14 protein-coding genes are annotated in these 16,932 nt (G+C 66.4%); 5 read left to right on the forward strand and 9 right to left on the reverse strand.

The features are described 5' to 3' along the window. Window positions 1-103: 103 nt before the first annotated feature. From AC1DIN_RS04245 to ccrA, 4 genes are all read right to left on the reverse strand, one after another. Window positions 104-1,792, reverse strand: a complete 1,689-nt coding sequence (locus AC1DIN_RS04245) for an acyl-CoA dehydrogenase family protein (RefSeq protein WP_476808807.1) — start codon at window positions 1,790-1,792, stop codon at window positions 104-106. Window positions 1,793-1,886: 94 nt separating this feature from the next. Beyond that, entirely contained in the window at window positions 1,887-2,765 is an 879-nt protein-coding gene (locus tag AC1DIN_RS04250; protein WP_476808808.1) for a DMT family transporter, read from the reverse strand. 96 nt (window positions 2,766-2,861) lie between these two features. Continuing rightward, window positions 2,862-3,521, reverse strand: coding sequence for a glutathione S-transferase family protein (locus tag AC1DIN_RS04255; protein ID WP_476808809.1), 660 nt, complete (start codon window positions 3,519-3,521; stop codon window positions 2,862-2,864). 80 nt (window positions 3,522-3,601) lie between these two features. Beyond that, window positions 3,602-4,873, reverse strand: coding sequence for a crotonyl-CoA carboxylase/reductase (gene ccrA, locus AC1DIN_RS04260; protein ID WP_476808810.1), 1,272 nt, complete (start codon window positions 4,871-4,873; stop codon window positions 3,602-3,604). 214 nt (window positions 4,874-5,087) lie between these two features. On the opposite strand from ccrA, the gene AC1DIN_RS04265 reads away from it, so the two are divergent. Further along, the gene (locus AC1DIN_RS04265; protein ID WP_476808811.1) at window positions 5,088-5,390 is read left to right on the forward strand and encodes a hypothetical protein; all 303 of its coding nucleotides are present in this window, start codon (window positions 5,088-5,090) and stop codon (window positions 5,388-5,390) included. A gap of 3 nt (window positions 5,391-5,393) precedes the next feature. Here the strand turns inward: AC1DIN_RS04265 and AC1DIN_RS04270 are convergent, their stop codons facing one another. After that, window positions 5,394-6,335, reverse strand: a complete 942-nt coding sequence (locus AC1DIN_RS04270; protein ID WP_476808812.1) for a PLP-dependent cysteine synthase family protein — start codon at window positions 6,333-6,335, stop codon at window positions 5,394-5,396. A gap of 71 nt (window positions 6,336-6,406) precedes the next feature. Between AC1DIN_RS04270 and AC1DIN_RS04275 the strand changes: the two genes are divergently transcribed. After that, complete coding sequence (locus tag AC1DIN_RS04275; RefSeq protein ID WP_476808813.1) at window positions 6,407-6,868, forward strand: MarR family winged helix-turn-helix transcriptional regulator; 462 nt, start codon at window positions 6,407-6,409, stop codon at window positions 6,866-6,868. Here AC1DIN_RS04275 and ubiG read toward each other — a convergent pair. Then, a complete protein-coding gene (gene ubiG / locus AC1DIN_RS04280) occupies window positions 6,865-7,626 on the reverse strand; it encodes a bifunctional 2-polyprenyl-6-hydroxyphenol methylase/3-demethylubiquinol 3-O-methyltransferase UbiG (protein WP_476808814.1) in 762 nt (253 codons plus the stop codon). The genes AC1DIN_RS04275 and ubiG overlap by 4 nt on opposite strands. Window positions 7,627-7,769: 143 nt before the next feature. Between ubiG and AC1DIN_RS04285 the strand changes: the two genes are divergently transcribed. Next, window positions 7,770-9,008 (forward strand): aspartate kinase, encoded by a 1,239-nt coding sequence (locus AC1DIN_RS04285; RefSeq protein ID WP_476808815.1) that lies wholly within the window; start codon window positions 7,770-7,772, stop codon window positions 9,006-9,008. 74 nt (window positions 9,009-9,082) lie between these two features. Here AC1DIN_RS04285 and AC1DIN_RS04290 read toward each other — a convergent pair whose 3' ends face one another. Genes AC1DIN_RS04290 through AC1DIN_RS04300 form a run of 3 tightly spaced genes read right to left on the reverse strand, consistent with a single transcriptional unit; the run spans window position 9,083 to window position 13,869 of the window. Next, on the reverse strand, window positions 9,083-12,217 hold the full coding sequence (locus AC1DIN_RS04290) for an efflux RND transporter permease subunit (protein ID WP_476808816.1): 3,135 nt from the start codon (window positions 12,215-12,217) through the stop codon (window positions 9,083-9,085). Continuing rightward, on the reverse strand, window positions 12,214-13,404 hold the full coding sequence (locus tag AC1DIN_RS04295) for an efflux RND transporter periplasmic adaptor subunit (RefSeq protein ID WP_476808817.1): 1,191 nt from the start codon (window positions 13,402-13,404) through the stop codon (window positions 12,214-12,216). The genes AC1DIN_RS04290 and AC1DIN_RS04295 overlap by 4 nt, the downstream gene beginning before the upstream one ends. Before the next feature lie 15 nt (window positions 13,405-13,419). Beyond that, a complete protein-coding gene (locus tag AC1DIN_RS04300; RefSeq protein WP_441468432.1) occupies window positions 13,420-13,869 on the reverse strand; it encodes a MarR family winged helix-turn-helix transcriptional regulator in 450 nt (149 codons plus the stop codon). Window positions 13,870-14,093: 224 nt separating this feature from the next. On the opposite strand from AC1DIN_RS04300, the gene AC1DIN_RS04305 reads away from it, so the two are divergent. Together AC1DIN_RS04305 and AC1DIN_RS04310 are read left to right on the forward strand one after the other, a co-directional pair. Next, window positions 14,094-15,185: an NADH:flavin oxidoreductase/NADH oxidase gene (locus tag AC1DIN_RS04305; RefSeq protein WP_476808818.1), complete on the forward strand. Its 1,092-nt coding sequence runs from the start codon at window positions 14,094-14,096 to the stop codon at window positions 15,183-15,185. A gap of 161 nt (window positions 15,186-15,346) precedes the next feature. Next, window positions 15,347-16,840: a carboxypeptidase M32 gene (locus tag AC1DIN_RS04310; protein ID WP_476765988.1), complete on the forward strand. Its 1,494-nt coding sequence runs from the start codon at window positions 15,347-15,349 to the stop codon at window positions 16,838-16,840. Window positions 16,841-16,932: the final 92 nt, after the last annotated feature.

Below are 16,932 nucleotides of genomic sequence, written 5' to 3' on the forward strand. Positions count from 1 at the left end.
CAGTCCGGCCTCCATCGGCCGGCGCATCAACCGAGCAGGCACATCTTGTCGAAATTATCACGGTACGGCCCGACTGGATGTCCGGCCGCGGCTTGAGCGTGGCCTATTCCTCCACGAGCCGGCGCGCGATCACCTGCGCCTGAATCTCAGCAGCGCCCTCGAAGATGTTGAGGATGCGGGCGTCGCAGAGCACGCGGCTCACCGGATATTCCAGCGCGAAGCCGTTGCCGCCATGGATCTGGAGCGCGTTGTCGGCCGCCGCCCAGGCAACCCGGGCGCCCAGCAGCTTGGCCATGCCGGCCTCGAGATCGCAACGCCGCTCGGCATCCTTTTCGCGGGCGGCGAAATAGGTGAGCTGGCGCGCGATCAGGATCTCGGCCGCCATCATGGCGAGCTTGTCGGCGACACGCGGGAAGGCGATCAGCGGCTTGCCGAACTGGATGCGTTCCTGGGCGTAGCGCAACCCGAGATCAAAGGCCGACTGCGCGACGCCGATGGCGCGCGCTGCGGTCTGGATGCGCGCCGCCTCGAAGGTTTGCATGAGTTGCTTGAAGCCTTGCCCCGGCACGCCGCCGAGCAAATTCTCACCCTTGACCGCGAAGCCGTCGAAGGCGAGCTCGTATTCCTTCATGCCGCGATAGCCGAGCACTTCGATCTCGCCGCCGGTGAGGCCCGCGACGGGGAACGGGTCTTCATCGGTGCCGCGTGGCTTCTCGGCGATCAGCATCGAGAGGCCCTTGTAGCCGGGCTCCGACGGATCGGTGCGGACGAGCAGCGTCATGATGTCGGCGCGGACGGGATGGGTGATCCAGGTCTTGTTGCCGTAGACCTTCCAGACGGCCTCCGCCCCCTCGCCTTCCCGCACCGCCTTGGTGCGCAGCGAAGCGAGATCGGAGCCGGTGTTGGGCTCGGTGAAAACAGCGGTCGGTAGAACTTCGCCGGAGGCGATCTTCGGCAGCCACTTCTCCTTCTGCTCGGACGTGCCACCGCAGAGGATGAGTTCGGCCGCGATCTCCGAACGGGTGCCGAGCGAGCCGACACCGATATAGCCGCGCGACAATTCTTCGGAGACGACGCACATCGAGACCTTCGACAGCCCCATGCCGCCGAACTCCTCGGGGATGGTCAGGCCGAAGACGCCGAGCTCGGCCATCTGCTCGACGACGGGCAGCGGGATGTATTCGTTGGCGAGATGCCATTCATGGGCATGGGGCGTGACCTCGGCGGCGCAGAAGCGGCGCATCTCGGAGCGGATCGCCTCCAGCGTCTCGTCGAGGCCGGGATCGCCGACGCTGGCGGAGCCGTCGCTCTGGCTGAACAGCGCAACGAAGCGGGCGCGGTTCTCCGGCGTGTTGCCCTCAGCGATCAACGCCTCCGCCGCATCGGAGCGGGCGGCTGAAACAGCCTTCTGCGGGAGGCCGAGCGCCGACAGGCGCACGATCTCGCCCTGGCTCATCGGGATGCCACCGAAGATCTGGGCGGCGTATTCGCCGGCGCCGATCCGCAGCGCATAGTCCTCGACGGCGCCGTAGCGCGCTTCAGCCTGCAGGCGCTCGCCATAGGCCTTGAGCTCCCGCAGCGCCGTGACATAGGTCGCGAGCCAGGACAGGCCATGGGCGGCGTGCTGCTMCGCCTCGAGCCGTGCCGACGAAACCCGGCCGTCGACGAGCACCTTCTGCCGCACCGCGGCGACAGCATCCGCGAACAGCGCCTCGAAGCCCGGCAGGGCAGCGGCGATCAGCGCGACCGCATCGGCCTGATTCTCAGATTTGACGGCGGTATTTGCGCTCATGGTTTCGGCCTCCCTTTGTTGCGACGCAGCATAAGAGGAGTTCCAGCGAAACCGAAATCCTCCTTTTTGCGGAGGCGGCCGATATGACCGCTGCCTATTTCCGGCTGGCGAGCGCAACGCCCAGGACGGTGACCGCCATGCCGCCGATCTGGAGCGGGGTCAGCGTCTCGCCGAAGAGCATCCAGGCCTCGACCGCGACCAACGCCGGCACGAGATAGAGGAAGGTCGCGATGCGCGAGACCTCGCCGCGGCGGATCATGAACAGATAGAGCCAGATGCTGCCGATCGAGAGCACGATCACCGACCAGGCGAGGACCAGCAGCATGGTCAGGTTCCATTCGATCCGCATCGGCTCGAACAGGAAGGCGAAGGGCAGCACGACCAGCGCTGCCGCGGTGTACTGGATCGCGGTCATCGTGCGCAGGTCGCCGGAGACGATCCGCGCCTTCTGGTAGAAGGAGCCGAACGTCACCGCGAACATGCCGCCGACATTGATCAGCATCGGCGCGAGCACACCCCAGAGAGCGACCGGCTCGACTCCGGCGAGCTGCGGCTGCAGCACCAGCGCGATGCCGAGGAACCCGCAGGCGATGCCGAGCCAGCGCATGCCGGAGATCCGCTCGCCCACCAGGACCGGTGCAAACAGCGCCGTCAGGATCGGCTGCAATCCCGCGATCAGCCCGGAGATGGCCGCCGGCAGGCCGTGGCGCACCGCCCACCAGACGCCGGCGAGATAGATGCCGTGCAGCAGGATGCCGGTGATGGCGATGTCCAGCACCGCGCGCCGCCCGCGTGGCCAGGGCGCGCTGGTGGTGAGCGCGATCGCGGTCAGGAGAGCTGCGGCGGTGGCGAAGCGAACGACAAGGAAAGTCAGGGCGTCGGCATAGCGGGCCGAATAGCCAGCCACCACCCAGCCTGTCGACCACAGGAAGGTGAAGAGCAGCGGCATCGCGCGCAAAAGCAGGGGCGGCATGGGAACCCGCAAGGCAATCGGAAACAGCCGTCTCTAGCCCGGTTCCGCCGGTCGCGACAGGCCGTCAGCGCCGCCAGGCCATGCCGGGACCGTCTGTCAGTCCCGGTCCGGAGCGCCCGGCGGGAAGAGCTTGCGGTAGGGCCTGGCCTCGTCGACCGCCTGCGCGAACGAGGGCCGGGCCAGGAGGCGGGCGCGATAGGCGCGGACATGGCCGAAGGCAGTGTCGATCTCGTGGACCCAGTCGGCATAGAATAGCGCCGGTGCCGCCGCGCAATCGGCCAGGGTGAAATCCTCGCCGCAAGCCCATTCGCGCTCGGCCATCGCCCCGTCGAGCCAGCGATAGGCGTCGTCAAGCTGCTCGCGCGCCTGCGCAACGCCGTAGGGATCGCGCTCCCCGGCCGGCCGCAGATGATCGAGGACGATCTTCTGCATCGGCGTCATCACGTAGTTGTCGAAGAAGCGATCCATCATCCGCGCCGCGAGCGCGGCCTTGGGATCATCCGGCAAAAGCCGGACGGGGCCCGGATGACGGAGGGCGAGATGCTCGATGATGACACTGGACTCGACGAGCGTCTCTCCGCGATCGACGAGAACCGGAAAGCGCTTCAACGGCCACAGGCCAACCCATTCCGCCCCCGCCTCCGGATCATCCGGGCCGAGCACCCGATAGGTAAAGGGCGTCCCGTTCTCATAAAGCGCGATCAGTACCTTCTGGCTGTAGGACGAGAACGGATGGGCATATAGGGTCAACGCCATGGCTTCCTCCAGACCGCTTGCTTTTCGCAAGCAGTCTCTAGTGAAACCGATCTCGTTTTGCAACCAGATATGCGGCCACGCTATCCTCCCAGCGCCTCCGCCACGTCCTCATAGGTGCGCAAGCCCGTGCGCGGCGCGTAGACCAGTACGGACATGTTACCTGGCGCGTGCTCGTTCTTCCACATCTTGTGGTGAGCGAGCGGGATCTTGTCCCAGGGGAAGACCTCGGACATGCAGGGGTCGATGCGGCGGTCGATCACGAACTGGTTGGCCGCGCTCGCCTGCTTGAGATGAGCGAAATGCGAGCCCTGGACGCGCTTCTGCCGCATCCAGACATAGCGGGCGTCGAAGGTGATGTTGAAGCCGGAGGTGCCGGCGCAGAACACAACCATGCCGCCGCGCTTGGCGACGAGGCAGGAGACCGGGAAGGTCGCCTCGCCCGGATGCTCGAAGACGATGTCGACATCCTTCTTGCCGGTGATGTCCCAGATCGCCTTGCCGAACTTGCGCGCCTCCTTGGTCCATTCGGCGTATTCGGGCGAATTGACCTTGGGCATCTGGCCCCAGCAGTTGAAGTCCTTGCGGTTGATCACGCCCTTGGCGCCGAGGCCCAGTACATAGTCGCGCTTGGTCTCGTCGGAGATCACGCCGATGGCGTTGGCGCCCGACGCCGCGCAGAGCTGCACGCCGAAAACGCCGAGGCCGCCTGAGGCGCCCCAGACGAGGACGTTGTCGCCGGGCTTGATGGCGTGCGGAGCGTGGCCGAAGAGCATGCGATAGGCGGTGGCCAGCGTCAGCGTGTAGCAGGCAGCCTCCTCCCAGGCGAGGTGCCGCGGCTTCTGCATGAGCTGGCGCGACTGCACCCGGCAGAACTGGGCGAAGGAGCCGTCCGGCGTCTCGTAGCCCCAGATGCGCTGGGAGGGCGAGAACATCGGGTMGCCGCCATTGCACTCCTCATCGTCGCCATCGTCCTGGTTGCAGTGGACGATGACCTCGTCGCCGACCTTCCAGCGCTTCACCTTGGAGCCGACGGCCCAGACGATGCCGGCGCAGTCCGAACCGGCGACGTGGAACGGTGCCTTGTGGACGTCGAAGGGCGAGATCGGCTGGCCGAGGCCGGCCCAGATGCCGTTGTAGTTGACACCGCCCGCCATCACGAGGAGCAGCACCTCCTCCTCGCCGATCGTCCAGGTCGGCACGACCTCGACCTGGAAGCTCTCCTGCGGCGGCCCGTGGCGTTCACGCCGTATGGCCCAGGCGTACATCCTTTCGGGGACATGGCCGAGCGGCGGCAATTCGTCGAGCTCGTAGAGATCCTTGAGCGGCTTCACAGCGGCCTGCGATTGCGACATGGTCGTCCTCCCTGCTCTCATCCGTCCTTGACCGAGCCTGGGCGGGTCCAGCGGATGTGGGTGCCGATCATGCACCATATGCTGCGCTGCGCCATTGATCTAAGGAATTACACTGCGGCGCAAAATTCTCCCCCGACGCCGGCCTGCCAGGGCGCTTGCGCTTTCTTCACCCTTCCAGGCGATCTTCGGTGTGGCGCGGCCAGGAGAGGAACCCATGCGCAGTCTGCTAATGATGGTCGGCCTGCCTGATCTGCCGCTGCTTTCCGTCATCCTCATCGTCACGATGCTCGTCCTCACCGTGCTCCTGTTCGGCTGGATTTCCGACTTGCTGCTCGGAAATGCCGGCTTCGGCGCGCTGTTCAACGCCGGGCTGATCCTTGTCGGCGGCTTTGCCGGCGCCTGGCTGTGGCATCGCTTCGGGTTCCCGACGCGCATGGATCCCAATGCCCTGCGGGCAGCGATCGCACTCGCATCGGGCCTCGTCCTGCTTGTCGCTGCTGCCGTGTTCAGGCCGTAAGCATCAATCCGGCAGCGCCGCGGCGAAGCTGTTCAGATACTTCATGCCGGTGTCGCACATGACGGAGACGATGGTCGCGCCCGGCCCGAGCCGCTTCGCCAGGCGCAGCGCCGCGACGACGTTGCCGCCGGTCGAGGTGCCAGCGAACAGACCCTCCTCCCGCGCCAGCCGCAGAGCCATCGCCCTCGCCTCGTCCGTCGAGACGGCCTCGATCGCATCGACGAGGTCGGTCCGCCAGAGCGGCACCACATAGCCGGCGCCGATGCCGTCGATCTTATGGGCGCCGGTGGGCCCGCCCGATAGCACCGCCGATTCCGCCGGCTCGACCGCGACAAGCGCGATGGACGGGGCAAGGCGACGCAGAGCCTCCCCGGTTCCGCGCAGCGAGGCCGCCGTGCCAACGCTCTGCACGAAGCCGTCGATCCGGCCGCCGGTCTGCTCCCAGATTTCGTCGGCGAACCGGTCATAAGCGGCGAACTGGTCGATGTTGCGCATCTGATCGGTCCAGAAGGCGCCAGTCTCCGCCGCAATGATCCGGGCGGCCTCGATCATTTCCCGCGTCAGCTTCTCGGTCATACGGCCGGACTCGCTCGGGATGATCGTCAGTTCCGCGCCGAGCAAGCGCATATGGTTGAGCTTTTCGCGTGCGAAGGCGTCGGACGTCACGATGTGCAACCGGTAACCCTTCGCCGCGCAGACCTGCGCAAGCGAAACGCCTGTGCTCCCGCCGGTGTATTCGACGACGCTGCCGCCCGGCCGGAGCCGCCCATCGGCTTCGGCCGCCTCGATCATGGCGAGCGCCATGCGGTCCTTCATCGAGCCTGTCGGGTTCTCGCTTTCGAGCTTCAGCAGTAGCCGAGCGCCGTTCGGGGGAACGATGCGGCGCAAGGTCAGCAAGGCTGTGCCGCCGATGCGGCTCAAAATGTCGGCAGACGGCGTCGGCATCGCGAAATCCTCGAAATCCCACATTGCATGTATATGCAATCATTGCATCTGCACGTAAATTAAGATTCGCCATGCAGCGACAACGCGGATTTCGTGAGGAGGTGCGCAGGCTCGCTGCGAGCTGCGCCGGGGTGACCATTCGGCAGGCAGCGCGACGGGTTACGCAAATCTACGACGAAGCGCTCAGGGATAACGGGCTGAGCGTCGCACAGCTCGGCCTGATGGCCGTGGTCGCAACGAATGAAGACGACCGGATGGCAGCACTCGCCGAGCAGGCGGGACTCGATCCCTCCACGCTTTCGCGGAATTTGCGAGCCTTGGAGCGCGACGGCCTCATCGAGATCGCAGCGGTCGAAAAGGATCTGCGCCGCCGCTCGGTCTGGCTGACGGAAGAGGGAGCCCGGCGGCTCCAGGCGGCGCTGCCGGCCTGGCAGGCGGTGCAGCAGCGCGTGGCGGAAGCGCTGCCGGCCGATCTCATTCAGCGGCTGGCGGCGGCAAACGGGACGCTCGCCGAGCCGGAGAGCGAAAGCTAGACCGCGCCGCCGCGGCTGGCGGCGAGCATGTAGTTCACATCCATATCGCGAGCCGCGCTCCAGCGACCGGTCAGCGGATTGAAGACCACACCGGTCCGCGTTCCAAGCGTGAAGCCGTTGCCTTCGATGGCGCCGCCGAGTTCGCCCGGTGTCACGAACTTCTCCCAGTCATGCGTGCCCTTCGGCAGCCAGCGCAGCACATATTCGGCGCCGACAATGGCGAGCGCATAGGATTTCAGCGTACGATTGATCGTCGCCATGATGAGCAGACCGTCGGGCTTCACCGCCGCGCAGCAGGCCGCGACGAAGGCCTCGACATCGGCGACATGCTCGACGACCTCCATCGCCAGCACGATGTCGAAGCGCTTGCCGGACGCGACGACCGACTCGATCGTCTCCTCGCGATAGTCGATGGCCAGGCCGCTCTTCTCGGCATGGGCGCGCGCGACGCTGACATTGGTCGGCGCAGGGTCGAGCCCGGTCACCTCCGCGCCGAGCCGAGCCAGCGGCTCCGACAGCACGCCGCCGCCGCAGCCAATATCGACCAGGCTCAGGCCGGCAAGCGCCCGCATCTGCTTGGGATCACGCCCGAAATGCGCGCAGGCTTCGTCGCGGACATAGGCGAGGCGCACCGGGTTGAACTTGTGCAGGACGGCCATGGGCCCCTTCGGATCCCACCACTCGCGCGCGATCGCATCGAAACGCGCGACTTCGGCCGGATCGATCGTCGAGCCTGTCCGCTCAGCCGCAGCCGCCATGAACCGATCCTTCCTTTATGCGATGCCACATTGACACCGCGCCTGCCGACCGTCATCTACACCCGCCCCGCCGCCAGTGCGAGGGCGACGTTTCGACCCGGCTTCTTCGGCCGGGGACAGCTATCGAGAGCCCAAAGACCGTCATGGCCCGTCTGGTGATGAAATTCGGCGGCACCTCTGTCGCCAATATCGAGCGCATCAAGAACGCGGCGCGCCACGTCAAACGTGAGTTCGAAGCGGGCAACGAGGTCGCGATCGTCGTCTCGGCGATGTCGGGGAAGACCAACGAACTCGTCGGCTGGTGCAAGGAAGCGGCACAGCTCTACGACCAGGCGGAGTACGACACCGTCGTCGCCTCGGGCGAGCAGGTCACCTCCGGCCTGATGGCGATCGTGCTCAAGGAAATGGGCATTCCGGCCCGCTCCTGGCAGGGCTGGCAGATCCCGATCTACGGCTCGGACGCGCATGGTTCGGCCCGCATCGTCGATGTCGACGGCGCCGGCATCATCGCCGGCTTCGACCGCAACCGCGAGGTTGCGGTCTGCTCCGGCTTCCAGGGCGTGCATGCCGAGAGCCGCCGCATCGTCACGCTCGGCCGTGGCGGCTCCGACACCAGCGCAGTGGCGCTCGCCGCCGGCCTGAAGGCCGATCGCTGCGACATCTACACCGATGTCGACGGCGTCTACACCACCGATCCGCGCGTGGTGCCGAAGGCCAAGCGCATGGACAAGGTCTCCTTCGAGGAAATGCTCGAAATGGCCTCGCTCGGCTCCAAGGTGCTGCAGGTGCGCTCGGTCGAGATCGCGATGGTCCATCGCGTGCCGACCTATGTGCGCTCCTCCTTCGACGACCCCGAAAACCCCAATCCTGGCACCCTCATCTGCGACGAGGACGACATCGTGGAACAGCAGATCGTCACCGGCATCGCCTTCTCCCGGGACGAAGCCCAGATCACGCTCCGGCGCGTGGCCGACAAGCCCGGCGTCGCCGCGGCGATCTTCGGCCCGCTCGCCGACGCCAACATCAATGTCGACATGATCATCCAGGTCGTCTCGGACGACCAGGCGACGACCGACATCACCTTCACCGTGCCGACCGCCGATTACGAGCGCGCCAAGACGCTGCTCGAGAACAAGCACGACGTGATCGCCTATCAGGAGATCCAGGGCGCGGCCGACGTCGTGAAGATCTCCGCGATCGGCGTCGGGATGCGCTCTCACGCAGGTGTCGCCGCCCGCGCCTTCCGGGCACTCGCCGAGAAGGGCATCAACATCCGCGCCATCACCACTTCCGAGATCAAGTTCTCGGTGCTGATCGATGCGGCCTATACCGAGCTCGCGGTGCGCACGCTGCACTCGCTCTACGGTCTCGACGCGGCCTGAGCCTTCCGGAAAACGACCTAAAAAAACGCCGCCGGCTTCACGGGAAGCCGGCGGCGTTTTCTTTTGATCCGACCTCACTCCGCCGGATGTGTGACGTGCGCCGATTCCTGCTTGCTGCCGCGCAGCCAGCCGCCGAGGCGGAGGAGTCCGTTCGACAGCCTGTCCATGTAGAGGAACAGGACCGGCGTGATGAACAGCGTCAATACCTGCGAGATCATCAGGCCGCCGACGACCGCGATGCCGAGCGGCTGGCGCAGCTCGGCGCTCGCGCCGGCGCCCAGCGCGATCGGCAGCGTGCCCATCAGCGCGGCCAGTGTGGTCATCAGGATCGGCCGAAAGCGCATGAGGCAGGCCCGGTGGATCGCGTCCTGCGCCGACGCACCTTCGCGCAGCAGCACGAGGGCAACGTCGATCATCATGATCGCGTTCTTCTTGACGATGCCGATCAGCATGAGGAGGCCGATGATGGCAATGACCGAGAGGTCCATGTCGAAGAGCCTGAGCGCCCCGAGCGCGCCGATCGCGGCCGAAGGCAGGCCGGTCAGGATCGTAAGCGGGTGAATGAAGCTCTCGTAGAGAATGCCGAGCACGATGTAGATCGTCAGGATCGCGCCCGCGATCAGCAGCCCCTGGTTGGCCAATGAATCCTGGAAGGTCTTGGCAGTGCCGGCGAGCGTCGTCGAGAGCGACTTCGGCAAGCCGATCTGCTCCTTGAGCGTGTCGATGCGGTTGACGCTGTCGCCGAGCGCCACGCCAGCCGGCAGATTGTAGGAAATCGTCACGGCGGGGAGCTGGCCGAGCTGGTTGACCGTGAGCGGGCCGGCCGTCCGTTCGACCCGCGCGACGGCGCCGAGCGGGACCAATGTGCCGTTCTTGGCGCGCACCCGAATGGCGTTCAGGTGCTCGGGCGTCCAGTGCTCGTTGGGATTGAACTCGACGACGACATTGTAGTTGTCACCGGTGGTGTAGATCGTCGAGACCTGCCGGACGCCGAAGCCCGAATAGAGGGTCGAACGCAGGATGTCTGCACCGATACCCAGCGCATTGGCCTTGTCGCGGTCAATCGTGAGCGTCGCCTGCAGGGCGTTGTTCTGCAGATCGGTGGTGACGTCGGCGAAGGTCCCACGATCGCGGCTCATCGCGTCGGCGAGCCGCAGAGCCCAGTCATTCATCAGCGCCTGATCGAGCCCCTGAACCACGAGCTGGTACTGGCTCTTCGAGGCGCGCGCACCGATGTTCAGATTCTGGACTGGAACCATGTAGGTGTTGATGCCCGCCACCTGGCCAAGGTCGCGGCGCAGCGAGGCAAGGACCTCCTGCAGCTTGGGGCGCTCGTCCAGCGGCTTCAACTCGACGAAGAGGCGCCCGGAGTTCAGCGCGCTGCCGCCGCCGCCATTGCCGCCGACCGACGAGGCGACATGCGCGACATAGGGCGACTTGCGGAAGATGTCGGCAACCGTGGACTGCAGCTTCAGCATCGCGTCGAAGGAGATGTCCTGCCGGGCTTCCGTCGAGACTTGGAGCTGGCCGATATCCTCCTGCGGGAAGAAGCCCTTCGGCGTCGTCTGCAGCAGCCAGACGGTGCCGGCCATGGTGAGAAAGAAAGCAAGCAGCATCAGCGGCTGGAAGCGCAGGCAGAATTTCAGCCCCCGATCATAGCCTGACAACACCGCATCGAAGCCCTTCTCCAGCCAGCGGCCGAGTGCGTTCTCCTCATGATGCTCGGAGTAGCCCGAAAGCAGGCGCGAGCACAGCATCGGGGTCAGCGTCAGCGAGACGAAGGCGGAGGCCAGGATCGAGACCGTCACCACCACCGCGAACTCGTTGAAGATGCGGCCGATCACGCCGCCCATGAGCAGCACCGGGATGAAGACCGCGACCAGCGAAAGCGAGATGGAGATAATGGTGAAGCCGATCTCGCTGGCGCCCTTCAACGACGCCTCATAGGCCGAGAGCCCATCCTCCTCCATATGCCGGACGATGTTCTCCAGCATGACGATGGCGTCGTCGACAACCAGGCCGACAGAGAGCGTGAGGCCCAGCAGCGAGATGTTGTCGATCGAGAAGTCGAGCATGTACATCGCGGCCAGCGTCGCGATGATCGAGATCGGCACCGCCACCGCCGGGATGAAGGTCGCGGCGACCCGGCGCAGGAAGACGAAGATCACCATGATCACGAGCGCGACGGTGAGCAGCAGCGTGAACTGCACATCCTCCACCGCCTGGCGGATCGAGGTCGAGCGGTCGTTGAGCAGGGAGAGCGCGGCGGCGGCCGGCAATTGGTCCTGGAAGGTCGGGATCATCGCCTTGACGCGGTCGACGACTTCGACGGTGTTGGCGTCGGGCTGACGCTGCACCGCCAGCACGATCGCCGGCATGCCGTCATAGGTGCTGCGGGTCTGGGTGTTCTCGACGGAGTCGATCACCTTGGCGACGTCGCCAAGCCTGACCGGCTTGCCGGAGCGCGTCGCGATGATGACGTTGGAGAACTGGGCGGCGTTGGCGAGTTGGGTCTGCGCCTGGATGGTGAGCTGCTGGGCCGTGTTCTGGAGGGTGCCGACCGGCGTGTTGGCATTGGCGGCCGTGATCGCAAGTTGCAGCTCATCGAGACCGATGCCGCGCGCCGCCAGAGCGGTCGGGTCGATCTGGATACGCACCGCGTATTTCTGGCTGCCCCAGATCAGCACCTGGGCGACGCCTTCGACCGTGGACAGCGCCGGCGAGATGACCTGCTGCGCGAAGGCGTCCAGCTGCGACAGCGGCACGACATCGCTCTTAAGCGCCATCAGGATGATCGGCGCGTCGGCGGGATTGACCTTGCGATAGCTCGGCGGCGTCGTCATCTCGATCGGCAATTGCCGCAGGGTGCGGGTGATCGCTGCCTGCACGTCGGCTGCAGCCGCGTCGATGTCGCGGTTCAGCACGAACTGGATGGCGATCGAGGTCGCGCCCTGCGAGTTCGTGGTCGAGATGGAGTCGATGCCGGCGATGGTGCCGAACTGCTTGACCAGCGGCGTCGCGATCGAGGTCGCCATGGTGTCCGGCGAGGCGCCGGGAAGCTGCGCGGATACGTTGATGACCGGAAACTCGGCGCGCGGCAGCGCCGCGACCGGCAGGAAGCGCCAAGCGAACAGCCCCGCCAGCACCAGCGAGACCGACATCAGGATGGTGGCAACGGGGTGCTTGATGCAGAAGGAGGAAATGCTCATGAGCGCGCGCCCTCGGCCACCGGCGTGCTCGCCGGCGGCTTCTCGCTGGTCGCGCCGCGCTCACGCACCCGCGTGCCCTGGTTCAGCCGCATCTGGCCATCGATGACGACCCGCTCCCCCGCAGCGATCCCCTCTGACACCGCCGTCTTGTCGCCGTCGGTCAGCGCGACCTTGATCTGACGCAGATCGACGGTCGAGTCAGGCTTCACCACGAAGGCATACTGGCCCTTCTGCCCGGTCTGGACCGCGACCGTCGGAATCACGGTGACGCCCATCAGCGTTTCCGGGATAATCTCGACATCGACATACTGACCGGGCCAGAGGGTGAGATCGTCATTGGCGAAGGCCGCCTTGGCCGTGATCGTTCCCGATGTCATGTCGACGGTCGAATCGACGAAGTTGAGCCTGCCTTGCGCCGGCGGGCGGCCGGTATTCGGCACGCGGGCCGTCACCGCTATGGGCTTGGCGGCCGCGAGCGCAGCCTGCAGGGTCGGCAGCTCATGCTCCGGCATGGCGAAGGATACGCGCAGCGGCTTCATCTGGGTGATGGTCAGCAGGCCAGTGCCGCTGCTGTTGTTGGCGGCGTTGACGAGATTGCCCGGCGTGACCTGGACGGCGCCGATACGGCCGTCGATGGGCGCCATGATCCGCGTGTAGCTCAGCTTCAACCGGTCCGCGTCCAGGGTGGCGTGGTCACCCTGGATGCTGGCCGCCGAGCTGCGCTCGTCGGCGGTTGCCTGGTCGACCTGCGCCTGTGTGCCGGCATTGCGAGTGAAGAGCTGCTTGTAGCGATCGAGATCGGCGAGGTTGCGCGTATGGGTCGCCTCGTCGCGCGCCAGCATCGCCTCATCCTTGGCGATCTGAGCCTTGATGTCGCGATCGTCGAGGGTGAAGAGCAGATCACCGGTCTTGACGAACTGCCCGTCGGTGACGTGCAACTGCATGATCTGGCTGTCGATACGCGAGCGCACGAGGACGCTCGCCGGGGTTTCGACGAAGCCGATAGCGCGCTTGCGCACCGGGAAATCGACCTGGACCGCCGCAGCGGACGCGACCGCGACGGGCGCGCCATCTCCCCGCCCGCGCGTCGCCTGCGCGTTTTCCGCGCCGTGCGAGCGCCAATACCAGACGCCCGCGGCCGCGACCGCGACGAGCATCAGCCCGGTGACAAAACCTGAACGCTTCATGTTCGCTCCACTCGTTCAGGCGGTCTGGCCGGCGGAAGCCGGCATCTGCGTCTTGTCTTCCCGCTGGGCGCGGGTCTGCTCGCGGATCGTGGCCAGCGTATCCAACGCGGAGAGGATCGACCTTTCCTCAACCCCGCCAAGCACCTCCTGAGCAATCGCGGTACGCACCTCATCCAGGTCGTCCACCAGTGCCCGGCCCTCCGGGGTCAGGTAGAGCCGATAGGCGCGTCTGTCGGCCGGGTCCTCCCGGCGCTCGATCAGGTTCTGGCCCTGCAGCCGGTCCAGCAGTCTTGCGAGCGAAATCGGCTGCAGATCCATCTGCTCGGCCAGCGCGGCCTGGTTCAGCCCCTCCTGCCGCCGCAACCGAGACATCACGCCCCACTGCGCTCGCGTCGTGCCGTGCTGCCGGGCCCGCTGATCAACATAAGTCCGCAACAGCCGAGACGTTTCAACGAGCTGGAACATGAATTCCCGCCGGAGGGGTCGCTTCATACAGAATCTCCAAACATAAGCCTGCTTATAGTATGTCAGATTACGGCGGTTTCGCGGTCGCACAATGCCGAACGCGGAATCGTGAGCGCCGCCGCAGCGTGGCGCACATCTGATGTGCACGGCCCGCTCTGGCCTCGTGGGGGAAAGCGCTTCTAGACTGCCTTCCGAACCTTCCCTCATTGAGAAGCCTTTCCGACATGAGCCAGCTCTTCAGCCCCTACCAGCTCGGCAGCCTCACGCTCGCCAATCGCATCGTCATCGCGCCCATGTGCCAATATTCAGCCAAGGACGGCTGCGCGACGGACTGGCACACCATCCATCTCGGCCATCTCGCGCTTTCCGGTGCGGCGCTGCTCATCATCGAGGCGACGGCCGTCGAGCCCGACGGGCGCATCAGCCCCTTCGATGTCGGCCTGTGGTCGGACGAGACGGAGGCCGCGCTGGGCAAGGCGCTGGAGGCGGCCCGCTCCTGGTCGGACATGCCGATCGCGATCCAGCTCGGCCATGCCGGCCGCAAGGCCTCGGTGGCGCAGCCCTGGAAGGGCGGCGGTCAGCTCGGCCTCGACGAGGGCGGCTGGAATGTGCATGCGCCCTCGGCGGTCGGCTTCGAGACCTATCCGCGTCCGCCGCGCGCCCTCACCCGCGATGACATCGCCCGTCTCATCGAGGCTTTCGCGGATTCGGCGCGGCGGAGCGTCCGGCTCGGGCTGGCGGCGATCGAGTTGCACGGCGCCCATGGCTACCTGATGCATCAATTCCTCTCGCCGCTCTCGAACAAGCGCGACGACGAGTATGGCGGCTCTCTCGAAAACCGCATGCGCTTCCCTCTCGAAGTCTACGAAGCGGTGCGCTCGGTGGTACCGGCGGGCTTCCCGTTGGGCTTCCGCATTTCCGGCACCGACTGGGTCGAAGGCGGCTGGGATGTCGCGCAGAGCATCGCCTTCTCCCACGCGGCCAAAGCCCGCGGCATCGATTTCATCCACGTCTCGAGCGGCGGCCTGTCCACGGCCCAAAAGATCCCGCTCGGCCCAAGCTACCAGGTCCCGCTGGCGCGGGCCGTGAAGGAGGCTACGGGGCTCCCCACGATCGCTGTCGGCCTGATCACGGAACCGGAGCAGGCCGAGGCCATCATCGGCACGGGCGAGGCCGATCTCGTCGGGCTGGCGCGCGGCATCCTCTACGATCCGCGCTGGCCCTGGCACGCCGCAGCGGAACTGGGCGCCAGCGTCAAGGCGCCGGACCAGTACCTGCGCTCGCAGCCGCGGCAGTATTCCAAGCTGTTCGCCTGAATTCGCAACACTCGTTCCCTCGTCACCCCGGGCGACCGCAGGGAGACCCGGGGTCCATGCCGGAACGACGCCGAACGGCGCTCAGGCATGGATCCCGGATCTGCGCTTCGCTTCGTCCGGGATGGCCGCGCATAAGACACGAAGGCCCGGAGATACCTCCCATGACCGCCTATTCCGACCTCACCGCCCATTTCGGCCGCATCGCCGCGCTCTCCAACGCCATCGGCATCCTGCAATGGGACAACGACACGATGATGCCGAAGGGCGCCGCCGAGACGCGGGCCGAGAGCATGGCGCTGCTGCATGTCATGCGCCACGGCCTGGCGACCGACACCCGTATCGGCGATTGGCTCACGGATGCCGACAGCGACAACGGCCTCGGCGCCTGGGAGAAGGCCAATCTGCGCGAGATCCGGCGCGTCTGGACGGTCGACACCGCCCTGCCCGCCGATCTCGTCGAGGCGTCGAGCAAGGCGATCTCAGCCTGCGAGATGCGCTGGCGCCAGGCGCGGGCCGATTCCGATTTTGCCGGCCTGCTGCCCTATCTCGCCGAGGTGCTGAACCTGCAACGGCAGATCGGCAAGGCCAAGGGCGAGAAACTCGGGCTTTCGCCCTATGACGCCCTCCTCAACGACTATGAGCCGGGCGGCAGCGCGGCCAAGATCGACGCGCTGTTCGACGATCTCGCCGCCTTCCTCCCCGGCTTCGCCGAGGAAGTGATGGCCGTGCAGGCGCGCCGGCCGGCGCTGTCGGCGCTCGAGGGCCCCTTCCCGACGGAGACGCAGCGCGCGTTGGGCCTGAGGCTGATGGCAGCACTGGGCTATGACTTCGGGCGCGGCCGGCTCGACATTTCTACCCACCCCTTCTGCGGCGGCGCCGACAACGATGTCCGCATCACCACGCGCTACGACGAGGCCGATTTCACCAAGGCCCTGATGGGCGTCCTGCACGAGACCGGCCACGCGCTTTATGAGCAAGGCCGGCCGCAGGGCTACCTCAACCAGCCGGTCGGCGCAGCGCGCGGCATGAGCGTGCATGAGAGCCAGTCCCTGCTGATGGAGATGCAGGCCTGCCGCTCGCGCCAGTTCCTCGCCTTCGCCGCGCCGCTGATGCGGGAGAGTTTTGGGGGTCATGGCCCGGCCTGGGAAAGCGAAGCGATGTGGCGCCGCTATACCCGCGTCGAGCCCGGCTTCATCCGCGTCGATGCCGACGAGGTGACGTATCCGGCCCATGTCATCCTGCGCTACCGGCTGGAAAAGGCGCTGGTCGCCGACGAGATGCCGCTCGCAGAACTGCCCGCGGCCTGGAACGCCGGGATGAAATCCCTGCTCGGCGTCACCGTCCCGGACGACCGGGTCGGCTGCCTGCAGGACATCCATTGGCCGTCCGGCGGCTGGGGCTATTTCCCGACCTATACGCTCGGCGCGATGACCGCGGCCCAGATATTCGACGCGGCCTGCCGGTCCGAGCCCGCTATCCTGCCGGGCATCGGCAAGGGGGATTTCAGCCCGCTGGTCGGCTGGCTGCGCGCCAACATCCACGGCAAGGGCTCGCTGCTTTCGACCGACGATCTGCTCACGGAAGCGACCGGCCGGCCGCTCGATGCCTCCGTGTTCAAGGCGCATCTGCGCCGCCGCTATGTTGAAGAGGTGTAACGGCCGCGACGTTTCCGTCATGCTCGGGCTTGACCCGAGCATCTCGTGACATGCGGGCTCCCGAGCCTCCTCCGGCAAGGGATTCCCGGGTC

Source organism: Allobosea sp. 05T438, from assembly GCF_056396025.1.